This is a genomic window from Streptomyces sp. NPDC088915 (genome assembly GCF_044749825.1).
In the GTDB taxonomy this organism is placed as follows: Bacteria; Actinomycetota; Actinomycetes; order Streptomycetales; family Streptomycetaceae; genus Streptomyces.
Map to the genome: position 1 here is coordinate 14,687 of NZ_JBIVIR010000035.1, position 15,249 is coordinate 29,935.

The 15,249-nt window shown below is 69.5% G+C and carries 17 protein-coding genes and 1 pseudogene; 7 read left to right on the plus strand and 11 right to left on the minus strand.

Annotated features, from left to right (window positions below; translation table 11 throughout):
• Positions 1-278 precede the first annotated feature (278 nt).
• From ACIP5O_RS36145 to ACIP5O_RS36170, 6 genes are all read right to left on the minus strand, one after another.
• Positions 279-548, minus strand: a complete 270-nt coding sequence (locus ACIP5O_RS36145; protein WP_401301913.1) for a hypothetical protein — start codon at positions 546-548, stop codon at positions 279-281.
• Positions 549-753: 205 nt separating this feature from the next.
• Positions 754-1,302: a hypothetical protein gene (locus tag ACIP5O_RS36150; RefSeq protein ID WP_401301870.1), complete on the minus strand. Its 549-nt coding sequence runs from the start codon at positions 1,300-1,302 to the stop codon at positions 754-756.
• 447 nt (positions 1,303-1,749) lie between these two features.
• Positions 1,750-2,196: a DUF6228 family protein gene (locus tag ACIP5O_RS36155; protein WP_401301873.1), complete on the minus strand. Its 447-nt coding sequence runs from the start codon at positions 2,194-2,196 to the stop codon at positions 1,750-1,752.
• 454 nt (positions 2,197-2,650) lie between these two features.
• On the minus strand, positions 2,651-3,172 hold the full coding sequence (locus ACIP5O_RS36160; protein ID WP_401301876.1) for a hypothetical protein: 522 nt from the start codon (positions 3,170-3,172) through the stop codon (positions 2,651-2,653).
• Positions 3,173-3,253: 81 nt separating this feature from the next.
• A protein-coding gene (locus ACIP5O_RS36165; RefSeq protein ID WP_401301915.1) for an IS5 family transposase occupies positions 3,254-4,161 on the minus strand; the annotation gives its coding sequence in 2 pieces (ribosomal slippage) (positions 3,254-3,816 and positions 3,816-4,161; 909 coding nt in all).
• A gap of 160 nt (positions 4,162-4,321) precedes the next feature.
• Positions 4,322-4,507 carry a hypothetical protein gene (locus ACIP5O_RS36170; RefSeq protein WP_401301879.1) on the minus strand — a complete coding sequence of 62 codons (186 nt, stop codon included), beginning with the start codon at positions 4,505-4,507 and terminating at the stop codon, positions 4,322-4,324.
• A 32-nt stretch (positions 4,508-4,539) separates the two neighbouring features.
• On the opposite strand from ACIP5O_RS36170, the gene ACIP5O_RS36175 reads away from it, so the two are divergent.
• Positions 4,540-5,523 (plus strand): PIN domain-containing protein, encoded by a 984-nt coding sequence (locus tag ACIP5O_RS36175; protein WP_401301882.1) that lies wholly within the window; start codon positions 4,540-4,542, stop codon positions 5,521-5,523.
• 86 nt (positions 5,524-5,609) lie between these two features.
• Here ACIP5O_RS36175 and ACIP5O_RS36180 read toward each other — a convergent pair whose 3' ends face one another.
• Positions 5,610-6,830, minus strand: a complete 1,221-nt coding sequence (locus ACIP5O_RS36180) for a hypothetical protein (RefSeq protein WP_401301884.1) — start codon at positions 6,828-6,830, stop codon at positions 5,610-5,612.
• A 584-nt stretch (positions 6,831-7,414) separates the two neighbouring features.
• On the opposite strand from ACIP5O_RS36180, the gene ACIP5O_RS36185 reads away from it, so the two are divergent.
• The 4 genes from ACIP5O_RS36185 to ACIP5O_RS36200 all read left to right on the plus strand — a co-directional run bounded on the left by ACIP5O_RS36185 (position 7,415) and on the right by ACIP5O_RS36200 (position 9,400).
• Positions 7,415-7,729 carry a hypothetical protein gene (locus ACIP5O_RS36185; protein ID WP_401301888.1) on the plus strand — a complete coding sequence of 105 codons (315 nt, stop codon included), beginning with the start codon at positions 7,415-7,417 and terminating at the stop codon, positions 7,727-7,729.
• A 3-nt stretch (positions 7,730-7,732) separates the two neighbouring features.
• A complete protein-coding gene (locus ACIP5O_RS36190; RefSeq protein ID WP_401301891.1) occupies positions 7,733-8,386 on the plus strand; it encodes an RNA polymerase sigma factor in 654 nt (217 codons plus the stop codon).
• Positions 8,383-9,024, plus strand: a complete 642-nt coding sequence (locus ACIP5O_RS36195) for a hypothetical protein (protein WP_401301893.1) — start codon at positions 8,383-8,385, stop codon at positions 9,022-9,024. Before ACIP5O_RS36190 ends, ACIP5O_RS36195 begins: the two co-directional genes overlap by 4 nt.
• Before the next feature lie 172 nt (positions 9,025-9,196).
• Positions 9,197-9,400 (plus strand): cold-shock protein, encoded by a 204-nt coding sequence (locus ACIP5O_RS36200; RefSeq protein WP_401301896.1) that lies wholly within the window; start codon positions 9,197-9,199, stop codon positions 9,398-9,400.
• Positions 9,401-9,502: 102 nt separating this feature from the next.
• Here ACIP5O_RS36200 and ACIP5O_RS36205 read toward each other — a convergent pair whose 3' ends face one another.
• Together ACIP5O_RS36205 and ACIP5O_RS36210 are read right to left on the minus strand one after the other, a co-directional pair.
• A complete protein-coding gene (locus ACIP5O_RS36205; protein ID WP_401301899.1) occupies positions 9,503-9,763 on the minus strand; it encodes a hypothetical protein in 261 nt (86 codons plus the stop codon).
• A complete protein-coding gene (locus ACIP5O_RS36210; protein WP_401301918.1) occupies positions 9,760-10,065 on the minus strand; it encodes a DUF6247 family protein in 306 nt (101 codons plus the stop codon). Before ACIP5O_RS36210 ends, ACIP5O_RS36205 begins: the two co-directional genes overlap by 4 nt.
• 527 nt (positions 10,066-10,592) lie before the next feature.
• On the opposite strand from ACIP5O_RS36210, the gene ACIP5O_RS36215 reads away from it, so the two are divergent.
• Positions 10,593-11,501, plus strand: coding sequence for a hypothetical protein (locus ACIP5O_RS36215; protein ID WP_401301902.1), 909 nt, complete (start codon positions 10,593-10,595; stop codon positions 11,499-11,501).
• A 210-nt stretch (positions 11,502-11,711) separates the two neighbouring features.
• Here the strand turns inward: ACIP5O_RS36215 and tpg are convergent, their stop codons facing one another.
• Both tpg and tap read right to left on the minus strand, forming a co-directional pair.
• Positions 11,712-12,269 (minus strand): telomere-protecting terminal protein Tpg, encoded by a 558-nt coding sequence (gene tpg, locus ACIP5O_RS36220; protein ID WP_401301905.1) that lies wholly within the window; start codon positions 12,267-12,269, stop codon positions 11,712-11,714.
• A 4-nt stretch (positions 12,270-12,273) separates the two neighbouring features.
• Positions 12,274-14,409, minus strand: coding sequence for a telomere-associated protein Tap (gene tap, locus ACIP5O_RS36225; RefSeq protein WP_401301908.1), 2,136 nt, complete (start codon positions 14,407-14,409; stop codon positions 12,274-12,276).
• Between the two features lie 567 nt (positions 14,410-14,976).
• Here tap and ACIP5O_RS36230 point away from each other — a divergent pair.
• Positions 14,977-15,249 (plus strand): annotated as a pseudogene (locus ACIP5O_RS36230) (hypothetical protein); the annotation flags it as partial.

Genomic DNA, 15,249 nt, shown 5'->3' on the forward strand with positions numbered 1-15,249 from the left:
CAGCCGATATGTAGAGCTTCAGTCGCTTCAGTCGCTAGCGACATGCGCAGAGCGTCCTGACCTGGGGTTTTTCTTAGCGACTGAACTGAGTGACGGTAGCTCTGCTTCAGTCGCTGCCCCGTCGTGGCAGCGACTGAGTCCTGTCACGACCGTCGGCTCCGCAGTCGGAGCGACTCTGTCAGGAAGGTCTTCCGAAGCAGGACGTCGAGGCGCTCAGGGGCTGCTGTTGATCGCTGACTGGAGCGGGCTTTACCAAGAGGCTCCAGACTGATCAAGAATTAGACCTTGATGTAGGCGACGACGACCACGGTCTTCAGGGCGGTGACGAAGTACAGGACGCGTACGCGTTCGACCTCGTCGGCGTACTGGAGGAGTTGGGGGCCGGTGGTGCTGCCGGGGATCGGTTCGCCGATGCCGGGGTCAATGGAGATGACGACCAGGGCGCGGTCGAGGGCGTGGAGTCTGGCCTCGTCGGTGAGGGCTTCGAGCTGTTTGGCGGCGGCGTCGGAGAACGTGATCCGCGCGCGTCGGCGGTCGTGCCGCGGTATCAGGCGACGGCCGCGCGGCGAGGACGAACCGGTTGGCGGTGGCCGACTGTTCGCACATCGAGGTCTTCAGAAATCGGAGCCCCTCCGGCGCCGAGTGTCATCGCTCTCCGGTTAGCCGGCCTGCTGCAGCCCGCCATCGGGGAGCACCACCGTCGACCCGTCCGTCGGCGCCGTGCTCGTGCGCCTGGTGCCGCGCTCCCGGGCGTCAGGGAGCGACGCCGGCCTTCTTCCACGCGGCGGCGATCTGCGCGTAGGCGTCGGGGTCTGGGGTGCGGCGGGCCAGGAGGGCGAGGGCGACGGTGTGGACGGCGGGCAGGTCGAGGGCGAGGACGGCCAGGGCGCGGTCGAGGAGGGCGCGGTCGAGGAGGGCGAGGAGGCTCTCGGGGGTTTGGTCGATGTAGCCGCCGTAGAACAGCATCAGGTTGCGCAGGCCCTCGGTGCCGGGCTCGTCGTCGCGGGCGCGGGCGAGCTCGGTGCGTACGGATGTGAGTGCCTGGAGCTGGTAGACGGGCACGGGCAGGACCCGCTGGCGTTCGTTGTCTGGCGTGTGCAGGACGACGGCCGCGACGCTCTGGGCGAGGAGGGCGGCGGCCGCGTCGTAGGCGGTGGTGTGGAGCGGGCGGAAGGGCTCGGGGCGGACTTCCGCGGCCCGGGCCGCGAGGCCCAGGACGGTCTGGAGGGGCTCGGCCTCCAGGATCCAGGCCGGGTCGGCCGGCAGGAGGCGGGGCTGGTCGGTGAGGGGGTGCGCTGTCACCCGGGCAGGCTGCCCACCGCCGGGGCCCGGCTACCGCCGGACCGGCCCGGGGCGCTGCGGCCGACCCGCGCGAAGCCGCCCTTCCCTCCCGCCCGCCACCCGGTCCGGTTCACGGCCGGGCCGGGGAGCGGCCGACCCCTAAGGGCACGGAGAGTAAAGGATGAGCCGAGGGCGGCTCTCTACTCTTATGTGTCACGCTGCCCGGCCGAGGTGTCCTCTGGAGAGGGGATTCCCGACCCGGAAAGCCGTCCAATTCTGGGCATATAGAGCGCGGGTGTCACGCGGCACCCAGTCGGTGTGACAGGCAGCGTGACACATAAGAGTATAACGCTCCGTGGTCATCTATGGATCCTGAGCGATTGCCGGTGACCGGGCTGTCCTCTGACAGTGATGTTGGACCGTTTGCCAACGAAGTTGGACCGGTCCGCGAGGTACCAGGCGTTTCGGCTATTGAGCCGTGCTGATGAGAAGGGCGTGGATCTGGGCGGCGAGATGCCGCATGTCCTCGCCCGCGGCGTGCACCGTGGTCGTTTCGAAGTGCCACTCCTCGGCGGGTGGCCGGTCGTGGATACCCCACGTCAGATGGACATAGCCGCCAGACCGGTGCTCTGCCGAGAGGGTCAGGTCGTACTCGAGGGAGTGCCAGGTCCGCGCTCCCTGCCAGCCGCGGAAGTCCTCCGCCAGGGAAGAGAGGAACGAGTCGAGGCCGTCGCCGTCCCAGGTCCGAACCGAGGTCTCGACGCTCACCCATCGGCCGCGGGCCCGCACGATGAAGTCGAGGGTCGGATCCTCTCCGTAGGGCCGTGTGGGCTCGGAGAACAGCAGATGCACCGCCTGGCCCCCAGGGTTCCCCACCCGGACAAGCAGGCCATCGGAAGCGTCGTCGGCGATCATTCAGCCAGATTAGGAGAACCGGGCGACCAACCGTGATGGTCCAACTTCGATGGCAATCGGTCCAGGTTCCCTGTCAGAGGACACGGGCTGACCGCCGTCGGCCGGAGGCTGCCTCACAGCTCACAGGACGCACGACCACCAGGGGATTCACCGGTCCTGCCTCACAGGTCCACGGGCCGGACCGGTCTGGTGAGTACGACGGTCGGGTGGTGGCAGGCGCACTGACCACAGGTGGCGGTGCAGCCGGCGCACTCCAGGCAGAAGGCGGCCGGGAAGGGCGTGGGGCAGTGGCAGATCGGGTTGTGGTCCGGGTCGTCTTCGCCGGGGTAGCGGGTCTCGCCGAAGGGCGGCTCCGTCCACGCTTCGACGGTGCCGTCGGCGAGCAGGGCCTCGCAGCGGGTCCCGGTCCAGCCGGTCTCCTGCCAGTAGGCGACCTCGCGGGGCTGGTCCCCGCTTACCCCCGGCCCCCGGTGGTGTCGGTGGCGCGGGTGAGGAACGTGGTGAGTTCGCGGGCGGCGTCCGGGTCGGCGGTGGTGAGCCGGGCCGCGAAGCCGAGCTCGTCGAGGTCGGCGTCGGGGGCGAGGCGGTGGAGCGCGGCGAGCAGGGCGGCGTGGACGCGGACCGGCTCGGGCAGGAGGCCGGCGTCGTTGCGGACGGCCGGGTCGGCGTAGTGGCCGCGGCCGGTGGCCAGGGCGTGGGCGAGCCAGGTGTCGATGTCGGCCTGGAGAAGGAACCAGTCGGGGCGCCGGGCGAGCGCGTCCCGGGCCTCCTCGTCTCCCGGGCGGGGGCCGGCCCGGTGCAGGGCGCCGGCCTCGGCGAGCGCCTGGAGCTCGTCGGCGCGGACTTCGATCCGCTGGACGGCTTCCTGCTCGGCCTCCCGGGCGGCGGCGGCCGCGGTTTCGGCGACGAGCTCGTCCTGGACGACCGCGTCGCCCCCGGGGTCGTAGACGCCACCGGTGGTGGTGAGCAGCTGCACGATCCGCTCCCATTCGGCGAGCTCGGCCAGGCCGCGCTCGTCGCCGACGAGGTCTTTGCCGTCGCGGTCGAGGTGCTGCTCCTAGGCACTGTCTGACAAAAGATCTTGGGTGGGTTCGCGGAGCCAGAGGATGAGTGCGGCGAGGTGGAGTCCGGCCTTGTAGCGGTCGGCGAGTTTGTCGAAGCGGGTGGCGATCGCGCGGAACTGCTTGAGTCGGTTGAAGCAGCGTTCGACCACGTTGCGGGCCTTGTAAAGCTCTCGGTCGAAGGCCGGCGGCCTGCCGCCGGCCTGACCTCGCCGCACACGGTTGGCCTTCTGGTCCGCCCGCTCCGGGATCACCGCCCGGATGCCCCTGCGCCGCAGGGACTGACGGATCGCCCGGGACGAGTACGCCTTGTCCGCGATGACCGCCTCGGGCCTGCGGCGAGGCCGCCCGGCGCCGGTCCGGGGCACCCTCACCTCGTCCATGACCTTCTCGAAGACGGTGGAGTCGTTGACGTTGCCGGGCGTGACGACGACGGCCGGGGGCAGACCACGCCCGTCGCAGGCGAGATGGACCTTGGTGGTCAGCCCACCGCGGGACCGGCCGAGCGCCTCGCCAGCCGTCGCGCATGCCGGATCTTCCAGTTCGTCACCTGTCGCCGCCCCTTTTTGCGGGCTCCGGCGGCGTGCTGGTGGGCTCGGTTGATCGTGGAGTCGACCGAAACCGTCCACTCCACGGTTCCGACGGAGTCGTCCCGGACCTGGGCCTGCTCGAGCAGGCGGGTCCAGGTCCCGTCAGCCTCCCAGCGGGCGAACCGCTCATAGACCGTCTGCCACGGCCCATAGCGTTCCGGCAGGTCACGCCACGGAGCACCGGTCCGCAACCGCCACAACACCCCGTTGATCACCTGCCGGTGATCCCGCCACGGACGACCTCGCCCGTCAACACCCGGCAGCAGCGGCGCTATCCGCTCCCACGCCACATCCGTCAGCTCACCACGACCCACCACAAGATCAATTATCAGACACGTCCTAGTGTCGTCCCGGCCGCTGATGAGGAGCCGGGGCTCTTCGGTACGACCGGTCGCCGTATCGGTGGCGTCCTTGTGGGTCTGGCAACGGTGGCCGGCACCGTTGTCGCTCTGGTGCCGCTGTTCAAGTAGCCCCTCATCCGATGCCCATCGCGCTCGGCATCTGACTGTGCCGGGCACGGTAGGCGGGGTTGATGTCAAACTCCGCCTGGCAGTACGCCGCCCAGGAGCCGTGGCCGAGGGGGATCCAGATGCGGGCGGCGTGCGCGGTGCGGACCCGGGCGGCCAGGACGGTCACGGAGCGCCGGTGGAAAACGCTCATCATCGGGCTTACCAAAGGCCTAGTCTCCGGTCATGAACAGCCAGGTCACCCCGCCTCTCGCCGGATCGTTCCGTCTGGGCGTCTTCGACACCTCGGTCCTCACCTCCGACATCGTCTCGGCCCTTGGCCGGGGCGAGCCCTCCTCGATCCTGGCCGGAATGCAGTACGGCACGCTGCGCGGCTTCATCCCGCACTACGTGTGGGCGGAGGTACCCCGCGTGCTCGCCGACCGCAAGAGAGAGGGCGGAGCATTCGACTTCCGTGCTGCCGAGGAACTGTGGTGGCGGGAGTACATACCGCTGCTGCACGTCGTGCCCACCACCGGCCTGCCGATGACCCCGGCCGCCGACAAGATCGCCCACGAGGATCTCAGCGACATCGGCGCCGCTCAGCTCACGGGCCTGATCGGGCCCGTGGTACTGCTCGCCGAGGACCGGGACCTGATCCGGCACGGCATCGCGGCCCAGGACTGGCGCAAGGTACGGGCCGGGCTCGGCAAACTCGGCGGCGCCGAGGCCAGGGTCCGGGCCAACATCACGCTCACCCTGCACGCCGGCGGCGGAGCGGCCCGGCTGGCCCGCCTCGCCTGGGCGCACCCCGTTGCTGCGGCGGTCACCGCAGCCGCGGTCGGCATCGGCGCGCACGGGCTTCGGAGACGGATCCGGCCGGAGGCCCGGACGGCGTGGAAGGAGGCCGGCAAGACCCTGGCGATGGTCTTCGGGACGCCCTTCTTCGAGCACGAGAAGCACGAAGCGGCGTGGAAGGAGGTCGAGCACGGTGCGCCGGGCGTCGACCTGCTCTCCCAGGTCGCCCGTACACTCGCCCGTTCCCCGGAGCCGCTGACCCGGACCGCGATCCTGGAGCGGCTGTCCTCGCCGGCGGCGGAGCCGCACCAGCGGCAGATGGACGGGCTCGGTCGGCTCCTGCACCGCTTCCCCGCGTTCCACCAGGCCGATCCAGGCCGGTGGCAGCTCGGCCGCAGCAACGTGCAGGTGGGTCCTCCGGCCGGGCCGTAGTGGTGGACAGCCCGGCGCGAGATCCCTCCCTCACAGCTTCACCTTTCAGCGTGTCTACCTGGGAGAACAGCTTGTAAGCCTCATACCTACGCGTCGTCGGACAGGTCGGGGCGCGGGAGGCGTGGTCCGGGGAGCAGGGGGCGTGGTCCGCCGGGCATCAGTCCGCGGTTGCGCAGGACTTGGGCCCGTGCGCGGCATCGGGTGGTGCAGAACTTGCGGACGTGGCCGGTGGCCTGGGGCAGGGGCTGGAGGCAGGTCGGGCAGCAGCCGGGAGCGGCGACGGGGGCCAGGCGCTCCAGCAGCCTGCGGACGTGGTCGACGTCTTTCTGGGTGGTGAAGTAGGGGGCGTCGGCGTAGCCGTGGCAGCCGTTGAGCAGTTCGCGGAAGACGGCGCGCAGTTCGGTGAGGTCGCGGCGGCAGGCGCCGAGGAGGTCGAGGAAGTCTTCGACGGGCCAGGTGGCGAGGACGCCGGTGCGGGTGAGGTAGAGGCCGACGGTGTCGATCCGGTAGGCGTCGGCGGCGTCGAGGAGGAGGTAGCCGGTGAGCTGCCAGGCGGTGCGCTGGGACATCTCCTTGAGTGGGTGGCGGGTGCTTTTGAAGTCGAGCAGCAGGCCGTCGGCGACGAGGTCGGCGTCTGCTGTGATGCGGGCGCCGGCGAATGTCGGGCCGCCGTGGCAGTCCTCGGCCCGGGTCCGGACCCGTAGGTCCTGCAGGGAGCTGCGGGCGGCCTTGTGGAGCTGGTCGACGACGTCATCGACCATGTCGGGGTGCGGGAGTTCCAGTAGGCGGGTGAGGGTGAAGGCGTCGGGGTCCTCCATGGCGGCCCTGGCGAGCGGGGTGAAGGCGAAGCCGATGGAGGTGCGGGCCAGGACCTGGTACCAGGCCGCGGCGATGAGCATGCGGGCCAGGTCCTCCTCCTCGTCCTGGGCCCGGTCGAGGGGCAGGTCGCGGTTGTCGAGGTCGAGGTACTGGACGGTCTCGGTCAGGCGGGCGGCGAGCTCGTTGCCGACCGCACGCATCCGCAAACCCTCGCCGTGGCCGCCGAACCGGCCGGCGAGCTCGATGCCGATGAGGGAGGCCTCGTCGACGGGCGCGGCCGCGGTGAAGGCCAGGCGCAGGCGCTGGTCGATGGCCGTGCCGACGTTGCCGGCCTCGGTGCCGACGCCGGGAGGCGGGAGTAGGACGTGGTCGGTGCGGTGCTGGGCGCGGTAGTTCTGCCGCAGCGGGCCGGGGCCGGCGGACAGTTCGCGGTCCAGGAACCGGCGCAGGGGCGAGTGGGGGCTACGCAGCCCGTCAGTCAGGGACAAGGAAGGTCACCACCGTTCGTCGGGCGCTGCAGGGGCGCGCGGAGGGGAACGGTTCGGACGGTAGGGAGGGGCACCGACACGGTGTCACCCGCAGGAGGTAGGCCAGAGGTTGTCGCCTCGTGAGATTCACCGGGGAGAGTGAAGGGCGAAGGCTGTCAGGCACCATACGGAGAGCGACAGACCCACCAGCGTGACCTACGTCACATTTGTGTCTTGTTCGTGGCCTAGGCCAGTCCTACATAGCGAAGACCTCTCTAGCGGGGGTGTCTTCCTTCCGGGTCCGCCGCCGCTTTGGGAAGAGCCGGCGGTGGACCCGTATAACTCCCGCGCGAAGCGGACAACGTGGCATCGCTCACCTCGAGCCGCCCGCAGAACGGTTTCGCCGCGCACCTCGATGCCTGCTGACCAGCCGCATCCAAACTTGCCTCCAAGTTGTCACGTGCTGTTGCGGCCCATGCGCGGTGTGTGCGGGGTGTGGGAGTCTGCCGTCACCAAAATCTGCGAGCCCGGTGCTCTTCCCAGGTCCACCCGAGGCCGGAGCTCGTAGATCCGATGCGTGCACCCGAAGGAGAACCACCCCCGCTATGAGCAAGAAGACCATCAACCGCAGGGTGGCCGCCGAGGCCGCCGCGTGCGTCGTGGAGCAGAAGCCGTGGCAGCGCCGCGGTCGGCGCGGCGTCTCGGTCACGATCATCGTGATCGAGATCGTCCGCATTGTGCAGGAGACGATCGACTGGAACGACTCCCTGGAGAGCGCGCTCGCGGTCGCGATCGCCCTCCTGGGCTTCGAGCTGACGCTCGGCATGCTCCGCTCGATCGGCTGCCGCCTGAAGCAGCTGCTGCCGGAGCGGGTGGTGCTCACCCGCCAGTCCGGTGGGCTGCGCGCCGTCTTCGGTTGATCCGTGTCGGCTGATGTTCGGCCGGCTGGTGCCCCGTCCGCTTCTGCGGAGGGGGCACCAGCCCTGCCCGCGCACGGTGCGCAGGACGTCTCGTCCGATCAGCTCGTCCGCAGCGCGAGGGATCGGGCCTTCGCCGAGGTGGCGGAGCACAGGTCATACCTGTACGCGTTCATGCGGGCCCAGGGGATGAAGTGGGATACCGCCGACGATCTCGTATCCCTCGTGATCGAGCGGTACGCCCGGCGGAGGCAGGAGGTTCCTGTCGAGCGCGTACAGAGCTACCTGAAGGTGATGGCCAGGAACGCCATCATCGATCACCAGAAAGGACGCCATCGGGAAATCCTGATCGGGGAACCACAGGAGCTGGACCAGATCCTGGAGGCCGAGCGGCCGGCCGACCACGTCGTCGCCGACAGCTTCGCCGCTCAGGAACTGATGCTCAAGATCTCCAGCTTGTCCCCGACCATGCAGACCGTCATCAGGTTGCTCTACTTCGACGGGCTCTCGGTGGCCCAGGTGGCGCACAGGCTGAAGATGACGCAGGCGACTGTGTCGACGCACCGCTACCGAGCTGTGCGACGACTTCGCGAGCTGTACGGCCAGGCCTCGGCCCGGGACGCCCAAGGAGCTGCTGTGATCGGCCGAGGTGCCTCATGACCACGGCGCGCACCTTCCTCGGCCTCAGGACCGTCACCATGAGCGTGGAGTTCGGGACGAAGGAGAAGCTGGAAAGGCTCAAGCCGTACTTCGCCGCCGAGGCCGAACGTGTCCGCGCGCTCGGCATGACCGCCATCGTTGGCCTGACCTCGCGGGAAGCCGCAGCGTGCAGATCGAGGTGGGCCGAGGAGAAGGACGAGCAGCGCCGTCGCGGAGTGCTGACCGACAGCCTGCGCGCGCTCATCACGGGCGCACTCGCCCAGGAGGTCACCGAGCGGGGATGGGACGGGCTGGAGCGGTACGGGCTCCCCCACCAGTCCCGGGGCCGGTTGCCCGGGTCGCCGCAGGGCAGCTGGCCGGAGAGCATCACCGTGGCCCTGCCCATCGACCTCTTCATCGCCGTGCAGGCGGGTTGCTGGAACACCAGCAAGGAGGCCGTCGGGAAGTTACGCGACTGGAAGGAACGTCACCCCAAGGCCAGACCCAACCGCCCCTCCCGGCCCGGCTGCAGCCCTCAGGCGCTGGAGGAGTACCAGTACTACGCCGCCAAGGTGCTCACCACGGGCGAGATCTGGCGTGAGGCCGTGAAACGCGGTCTGAAACGGGTTGAACCCCACCTGCCGCCGCCGCGCCGGTGAACAGGACGAAGGAACGCTGCCGACCTGCTGATGGACCTGCCGGTCCGGCCGGACCTGGGTCCTTCGATCGGGTCAACGTCCGGCGTCGGACACCTCGCCGGAGGGGGCGGGCGTGCAGGATCGGCGCGTACCGCGGCGATGTGGCCGCAGATCGTGAGACGAAGGACGGGCGATGGCTCAGGGCAGCGTGAAGTGGTTCAACGCGGAGAAGGGCTACGGGTTCATCCAGCAGGACAGCGGCGACCCGGACCTCTTCGTCCACTACTCGGAGATCGTGAGCCAGGGCTTCAGATCCCTGGAGGAGAGCCAGAAGGTTGAGTTCGAGATCGGCCAGGGCTCGAGGGGACCGCAGGCCCAGCAGGTACGCGCGATCTGACCTCTGCCTGGGCGGCTACTGGTGGATACAGCGGTGGCCACGATCGGAAATGGCCCGGCCCCGGCAGTTGCGATGCCGGGGCCGGACCGTTGCCAGGGGTAGTTACCCGAGCCAGACGATGTTCAGGACCGTCAAGCTGCGCAGGGGCCGGTTGATCCAGTAGGTGAGGGAGAGCTGGCCGACGGCCGCGTAGCGGACGTCCTCGCCCTCGTCCTCGTCGGTGTCGAACTGCCGGAAGCCGAACGGATCGGCGGCGGCCGCGGCGAGGATGTCCCACACGGTGTCCGCCGCGTGCTCGGGCAGGGTGTCGAGGACCTTGGCGGCCGCGGCGGAGATACGGACCGCGTACGGCGACGGGCTCACCTTCGACGGCGGCGGAGCTCCGCCAGGTCGACGGCGTCGCTGTCGTCGTAGCCGGAGGCGACGAACGCGTCGACGGCCGGGGCGTGCGCGATGCGGCCCTGCCAGTCCTGGACGACCGCGTAGAGCCCGGCCAGGGAGAACGTGCGCCGGGACTCCTCGAGGGCGGCCGCGTAGTCGCGCTCGAAGGCCTGCACCCACGTCGTCGCGCGCTTGTCGGCGCGCAGCTGGGCGAGGAGTTCGGCGGGCGCTCCGGGCGCGGGGGCGTAGGTGGTGACGGGTGCGTGGTCGGGCTGCGCGCTCATCTGGTCCTCCCGGCGGGTCGTCACTTCACCGTACGCGCGCCAGGTGGCCGTGGATGCGGTCATAGGCAGATCCCCTCCTCCCGGGTGTGGGATCGGATGCGGGCCACGAGGGTCTTGAGCTCCATCAGCGCCATCCCAGCTCCCTCTCCCAGTCGAGGAAGTCGGCGCCTTCCTCCTCCTGGCGCTGGTAGTCGTCGGCGGCCTGGCGGTTCGCGGCACGTTCGGCGTCGTTCTCCGGGTCCGGATACGGGTGAGCCGAGGCTCAGTAGTTGTCATCGGCAGAGCCATATGAGCTGGTGAAGGGGACCGTCCGAAGCAGTCTGGATGTCACCAACGAGGCGCACCACTTGTCACAACCGCTCTTTTTTGCTGCCTTCCTGTCACCAGAACCGAAGATCCGGGACTCCTGTCCTTCGGGTGCTTGATCCTTCCGGGCGCAGGTCTTCCCTTCGTCTTCGGGGACGGGATGACGCGCTGTCAGTGGCGGGCGAGAGACTGCCGTTTCTCACGCACAAAAGGAGAAGGTCGTGGCCGTGCTGACAAACGATGTTGCAGTAGCCGACATGAGACGGCTAGGCAACGCCGAGCCCCTTGAGCCCTACCCCGGCGGCGCACGTAAGCCGTGGATGTGTCGGTGTCTGAACGAGGGTTGCGGAAAGATCATCTATCCGAATCGGAACAACGTGATGAGCGGGCAGGGCGCGTGCAAGCACTGTGCGCCCAACGCGCCCGTCGACCCGGCAGTGGCTGCGGCCGCGATGTGCAGCCACGGCTTCGCCACCCTCGTGCCGTTCCCCGGCACGGGAAAGCCCTGGCTGTCGAAGTGCACCGCCGCCGGCCACCTGGTAGCTCCTCGCTACGACAACACCACGCTCCGCGGAGGGCGATGCCGCTTCTGTATCCATCGCGGGCCTGGCGATCCAAAGCAGGCCGTGGCCGACATGAAGTTGGCAGGCTTCACACCGCTGGAGCCGTACCGGAACGTCAGTACTCCATGGACGTCGCTGTGTAACAGCTGCGGAGCCATCGTCTCGCCCAAACTGAACAACGTACGAACCCGCGGGCGGTGCTGCCCGCGCTGCGCAAAGTACGGGCTCAACCCGACCGCGCCAGCGTGGCTGTATGTCATGGCGCACGTGGTCTTCGGCGCGGTGAAGATCGGCATTACCGGGCGCGAGACCCGCGAGGACCGCATCGCACGTCTTCAGGGCTCGGGGTGGATCCTGGTGCGCACCTGGCTGTTCGACTCAGGTGCGGCCGCCTACAGCATCGAGCAGATCGTCCTGAAGCAGTTGAGCGCTCAAGGACACGGCCCACACCTGACCGCCGAGCGGATGCCCGCTGGCGGATGGACCGAGACCTTCGACGCCGCCGTCGTAACCGCCAACACACTCTGCCGCATGGTCAGCGAAGCCCTGACCGGACCACCGGTGTAGGGAGCCGCAGGGATGCCGTCTCCCCGGACCCGCTGCCACCAGCGCGCCAGCTGCGTGCCGCAGGACTCCGATGGGTGTCGGCGCCTGGACGCTGGTTCACAGCTTGCCGTGGCACCGACGCTCAGCTTCGGTGCCAATATGCCGCCTGTGTGACAACTATCGTGCTTTGGCTCAACGGGTAATTGATGCTCGCCATAAGAGGCTCCGGATTCAGTAGTCGAGGTCCAGGTAGTCGATGTCGTTGATTTCCACGTCCGACAGTCCCGTAGCACGGCCTCCGCCGTCCTGGAAATAGATTTCCTTGAACCCTTCGGCGATGATTCCGCGCATCTGCTGGTCGCTGGCCCCGGTGTCGCGGGCGTCGAAGAGGCGCTGGGCGTACTGCGGGGGGAGGTGCACAGTGAGGCGGCGGAACCGGCCGTCGTCGGTCGTGCCGACCGGCGCGGTGTAGCCGAACCGGGCTCTCGTTTCTACCGTGATCCCGCCCGAGGCTGCGGCCTGCTGGCGCCGGCGCTTGCGCACCAGCGGCTGCCAGCGGGCTTTGACCGTGTCGTCGATCTTCGCGGCGACATCCGGGCGGGCGTGCTTGCGGGCGCCGCGCCGGTAGCGGTTCACCGAGTCGGCGGTGACGCCGAGCTCCTGAGCGACGGCCTTCGCGCTGCCGAACTGCTTGAGCAGGAAACCGATCTGGCCCTTCAGCGTCTTGGGCGGGTCCTTGGTGAACGCCTCGCGGTCGGCGCGCTCGATCGCGTCCTCGATCTCCCCCACGGTCCTACTCCCCTTCGTCCAGGACGGCGTCGCCGCCCTTGATGTGGCGGGCCGGGTTCAGGCCCTTCTCCATGAGGTCGACCGCCCACAGCATCGTCTGGACGCCCTCCAGCTTCGCCAGACCCGGGGTGGGCCCGAGGCGGAACCCGCCCGGCTGCGGCTTGCCCGAGGCGGCGTACGGGAGGAAGTCGAGCGGGCTCTCACCCGGCGAGGGATAGACGACGCAGTCGGACAGCACGGCCAGCGGGAACAGCCCGGTCATCTTCGCCATGTTGTTGAGCTTGCGGTGCATGTTGACCCGGGCCTTGGAGATGACGGCGGCCCGGATGTCAGGGCGCCACGTCGGCCGGGAGAGGGCCGGCCACGGCTCGCCCTGCTTGTACGACTTGCCCTGGGGGCGTTCGCGGAGCTTGCCGACACCGCCCTTGACCGTGGCCTTGATGGCGGACAGGACGGCGGCCAGGGCCGGGTCGTTCTGCTTGTGCTGTTCCATCGTGGCGAGGAACGCCGCGTCGTCCAGGTCTTTGGTGACGCCTATGTCGGCGAGGGTGTCGACGTAGGCGGTCTTGAGCCGGTCGTGCCAGGGGTCGAGGTAGGCGCCGGTCTCCCGGCGCAGGTACGCCTCGATCGGGTGCACGTCGTGCCCGAGCTCCTGGGCATAGGCCAGGGTGTGGGTCTGGTACCAGGCCGGGCCGGTGGGGCGGGAGCCGTCCGGCGTGAACGGTGAGGGCAGGCGCGGGTCGAGCTCGATGTGGGACAGGTCGGCCAGCCACGAGCCGGGGATCTTCGGGTTGAACTTCACGTTGTGGAAGTGGTCCGGGGCGGACAGGCCGACGACCAGGCGGGCCGCGGCGGCGAGGAACGCGGTGTTCAGGTCGAGGCCGACCGCGTACGGCAGGGTGCACTCCTCGTCGGAGAGCGTGTTGACGTCCCGCACCCACTGGTAGGCCTCCTCGTTGAGGAAGCCGCCCGTCCAGCCGGAGTTCACGACGACGGGGTGCTCCGGGGTGGCCTCCGGCGGCGCCGGGTCCATCGGCTCCGTCCCCAAGCTGCCGGGGTTGTGGCCGGAGACCCAGTTGCCGGTCTCCGCATCGCGCTCCGGCTTCGTCGGCGGGCGCAGCGCCGTCATCAGCTCCAGCCCGGAGACGGCCGTCGATCCGCGCGGGGTGATGACCCGCTGGGCATAGACGCCCAGGACGCGGGCGATGTCGGCCGGCTCCATCTCGACAACGCCGGGCCAGGACCGCTCGTCCAGGGCGTCCCAGGACAGGATCGCCAGCTGCACGCACTGCCGCTCGCGCCCTTGGGCCTTGCGGTAGATTCGCGCCCACGGGCCGAACCCGCGCTGCGTGAGCTGCCACTTGGCCTTCGCGACCTGCTTGACGACCGGGTGGTCCTCAGGCAGGCGCAGGGAACGGCGCTGCTCGTGGCCCTCCAGACGCTCGGGCAGCCCCAGCTTCACCGCGGCCGCCGCGGTGAGCACGATCAGCGGGTCGGAGTCCTTGCCGTACCGGTTGAGCTTCGGCGCTCCGAGACCGGACTCACGCAGCGTCCACTCCACCAGTTCCACCACGGTGGTCGCCGGGCAGTCCAGCACGATCCCCTCGACGCCGTACGCGGTCCCGTCGCCGTCCAGGACAGCGAGCGGGCCGTGCTGGTACGGCGCGGCGGCAATGTTCGGAACGACGCGCTTACGGGCGGGGCGCCGGGACGATGTTGCCGGACGTCCAGCCGGACGGGCGGGACGCTCCGGCGCGACCGGGGCAACGGAGGGCTGCGCAGTGGCAGCCGTGTCGGCGGACTCGGATACCGCCGGGCCGGTGAACGTCTCCGGCACCGGCTGCGGCGCGGCAGCCGTGGCCGGGGCGGGCGCGGCGGCGGGAGCGCTGGAGGCGGGGTACTTCGCCGCCCAGCCCTTCAACAGCCGCTGGTACGCCGTCAACCGCGGTTCCTTCGGCTCGCTGCGTCCGTTCTCCCAGTTCTTCACCGTCTGCGTGGAGGACTTCAACGCCTGCGCGAGGCGGGCCTGGGTAATACCGGCGGCCTCACGCAGCCGGGCCCGCTCGGCCGGAGGCGGGAGCTGCGGCTCCTCCCCCAACAGCGCGTCCACGGACGCAAACAGCTCTTCCTCGGTGGGCATGTCGATCTCCTTCCGTACCGCAACCCTAGCAGTACTTACCCTAGCTTTTAACCCTTTCTCTTAACCCTCTCGGAGAATTCTGGAAGAGGTGGGACGGGCGCCGTGCGGAGGTCGGCGAAGGCCTCGCCTGGGCGCCCCCTCACACCTCACAGATGTGCCACTCATCCCTCTTACCTGCAGGAACGGCGTATGAGGCTCATAGATGGAGGGCTCGGACGGGGTACCGGACGAGGGACCTTGCGGGTACGGTCGGCCTCCACGGCGCACCCGGAAGACGGCGTCGCCTTGGCAGAGAGGGGACGGGCATGGACCGCGACAGCGGATGGGGATACGGCGACGTCAGCTGGGGAGTCACCCGGGACCCAGGCTGGGGCCTCGCGGGGGACATCGGCTGGGGTGTGACGAACGACTGACCGCCCGGTCCGACGGGTCGGGGCGGCAGGCCGGACCGCCGCCCGGCGCGGGCGGTGTGCCACGCTGAAGGTGCACGGCGGGGTCGCGCCCGTGAAGCCGACGCCTCCCCGCCGGGCACCGGACATCCCGATCAGCACCAGGAGGACCGACGTCATGGGCAGCACGGTCCTTGAGGACCAGGACGTCGCATACGAGGTGGAGCTCCGCTTCCGCCCGGGCGGGCCGGCCATCCTCAGTGTCTGGGCCAAGGCGGAGACGGCCGACGCGAAGTTCACGGAGTGGCTCGGGTCCTACGGCCGGGACGAAGCCGTTCTCACCCTGACCGCCACCTCTAGGCAGTGTCTTCAAAGTGGCCTGATGGGGGATCATGTCGTCATGGTGCGTCGTCATGAGCTGACGGATGTGGAGTGGGAAGCGCTATCCGGG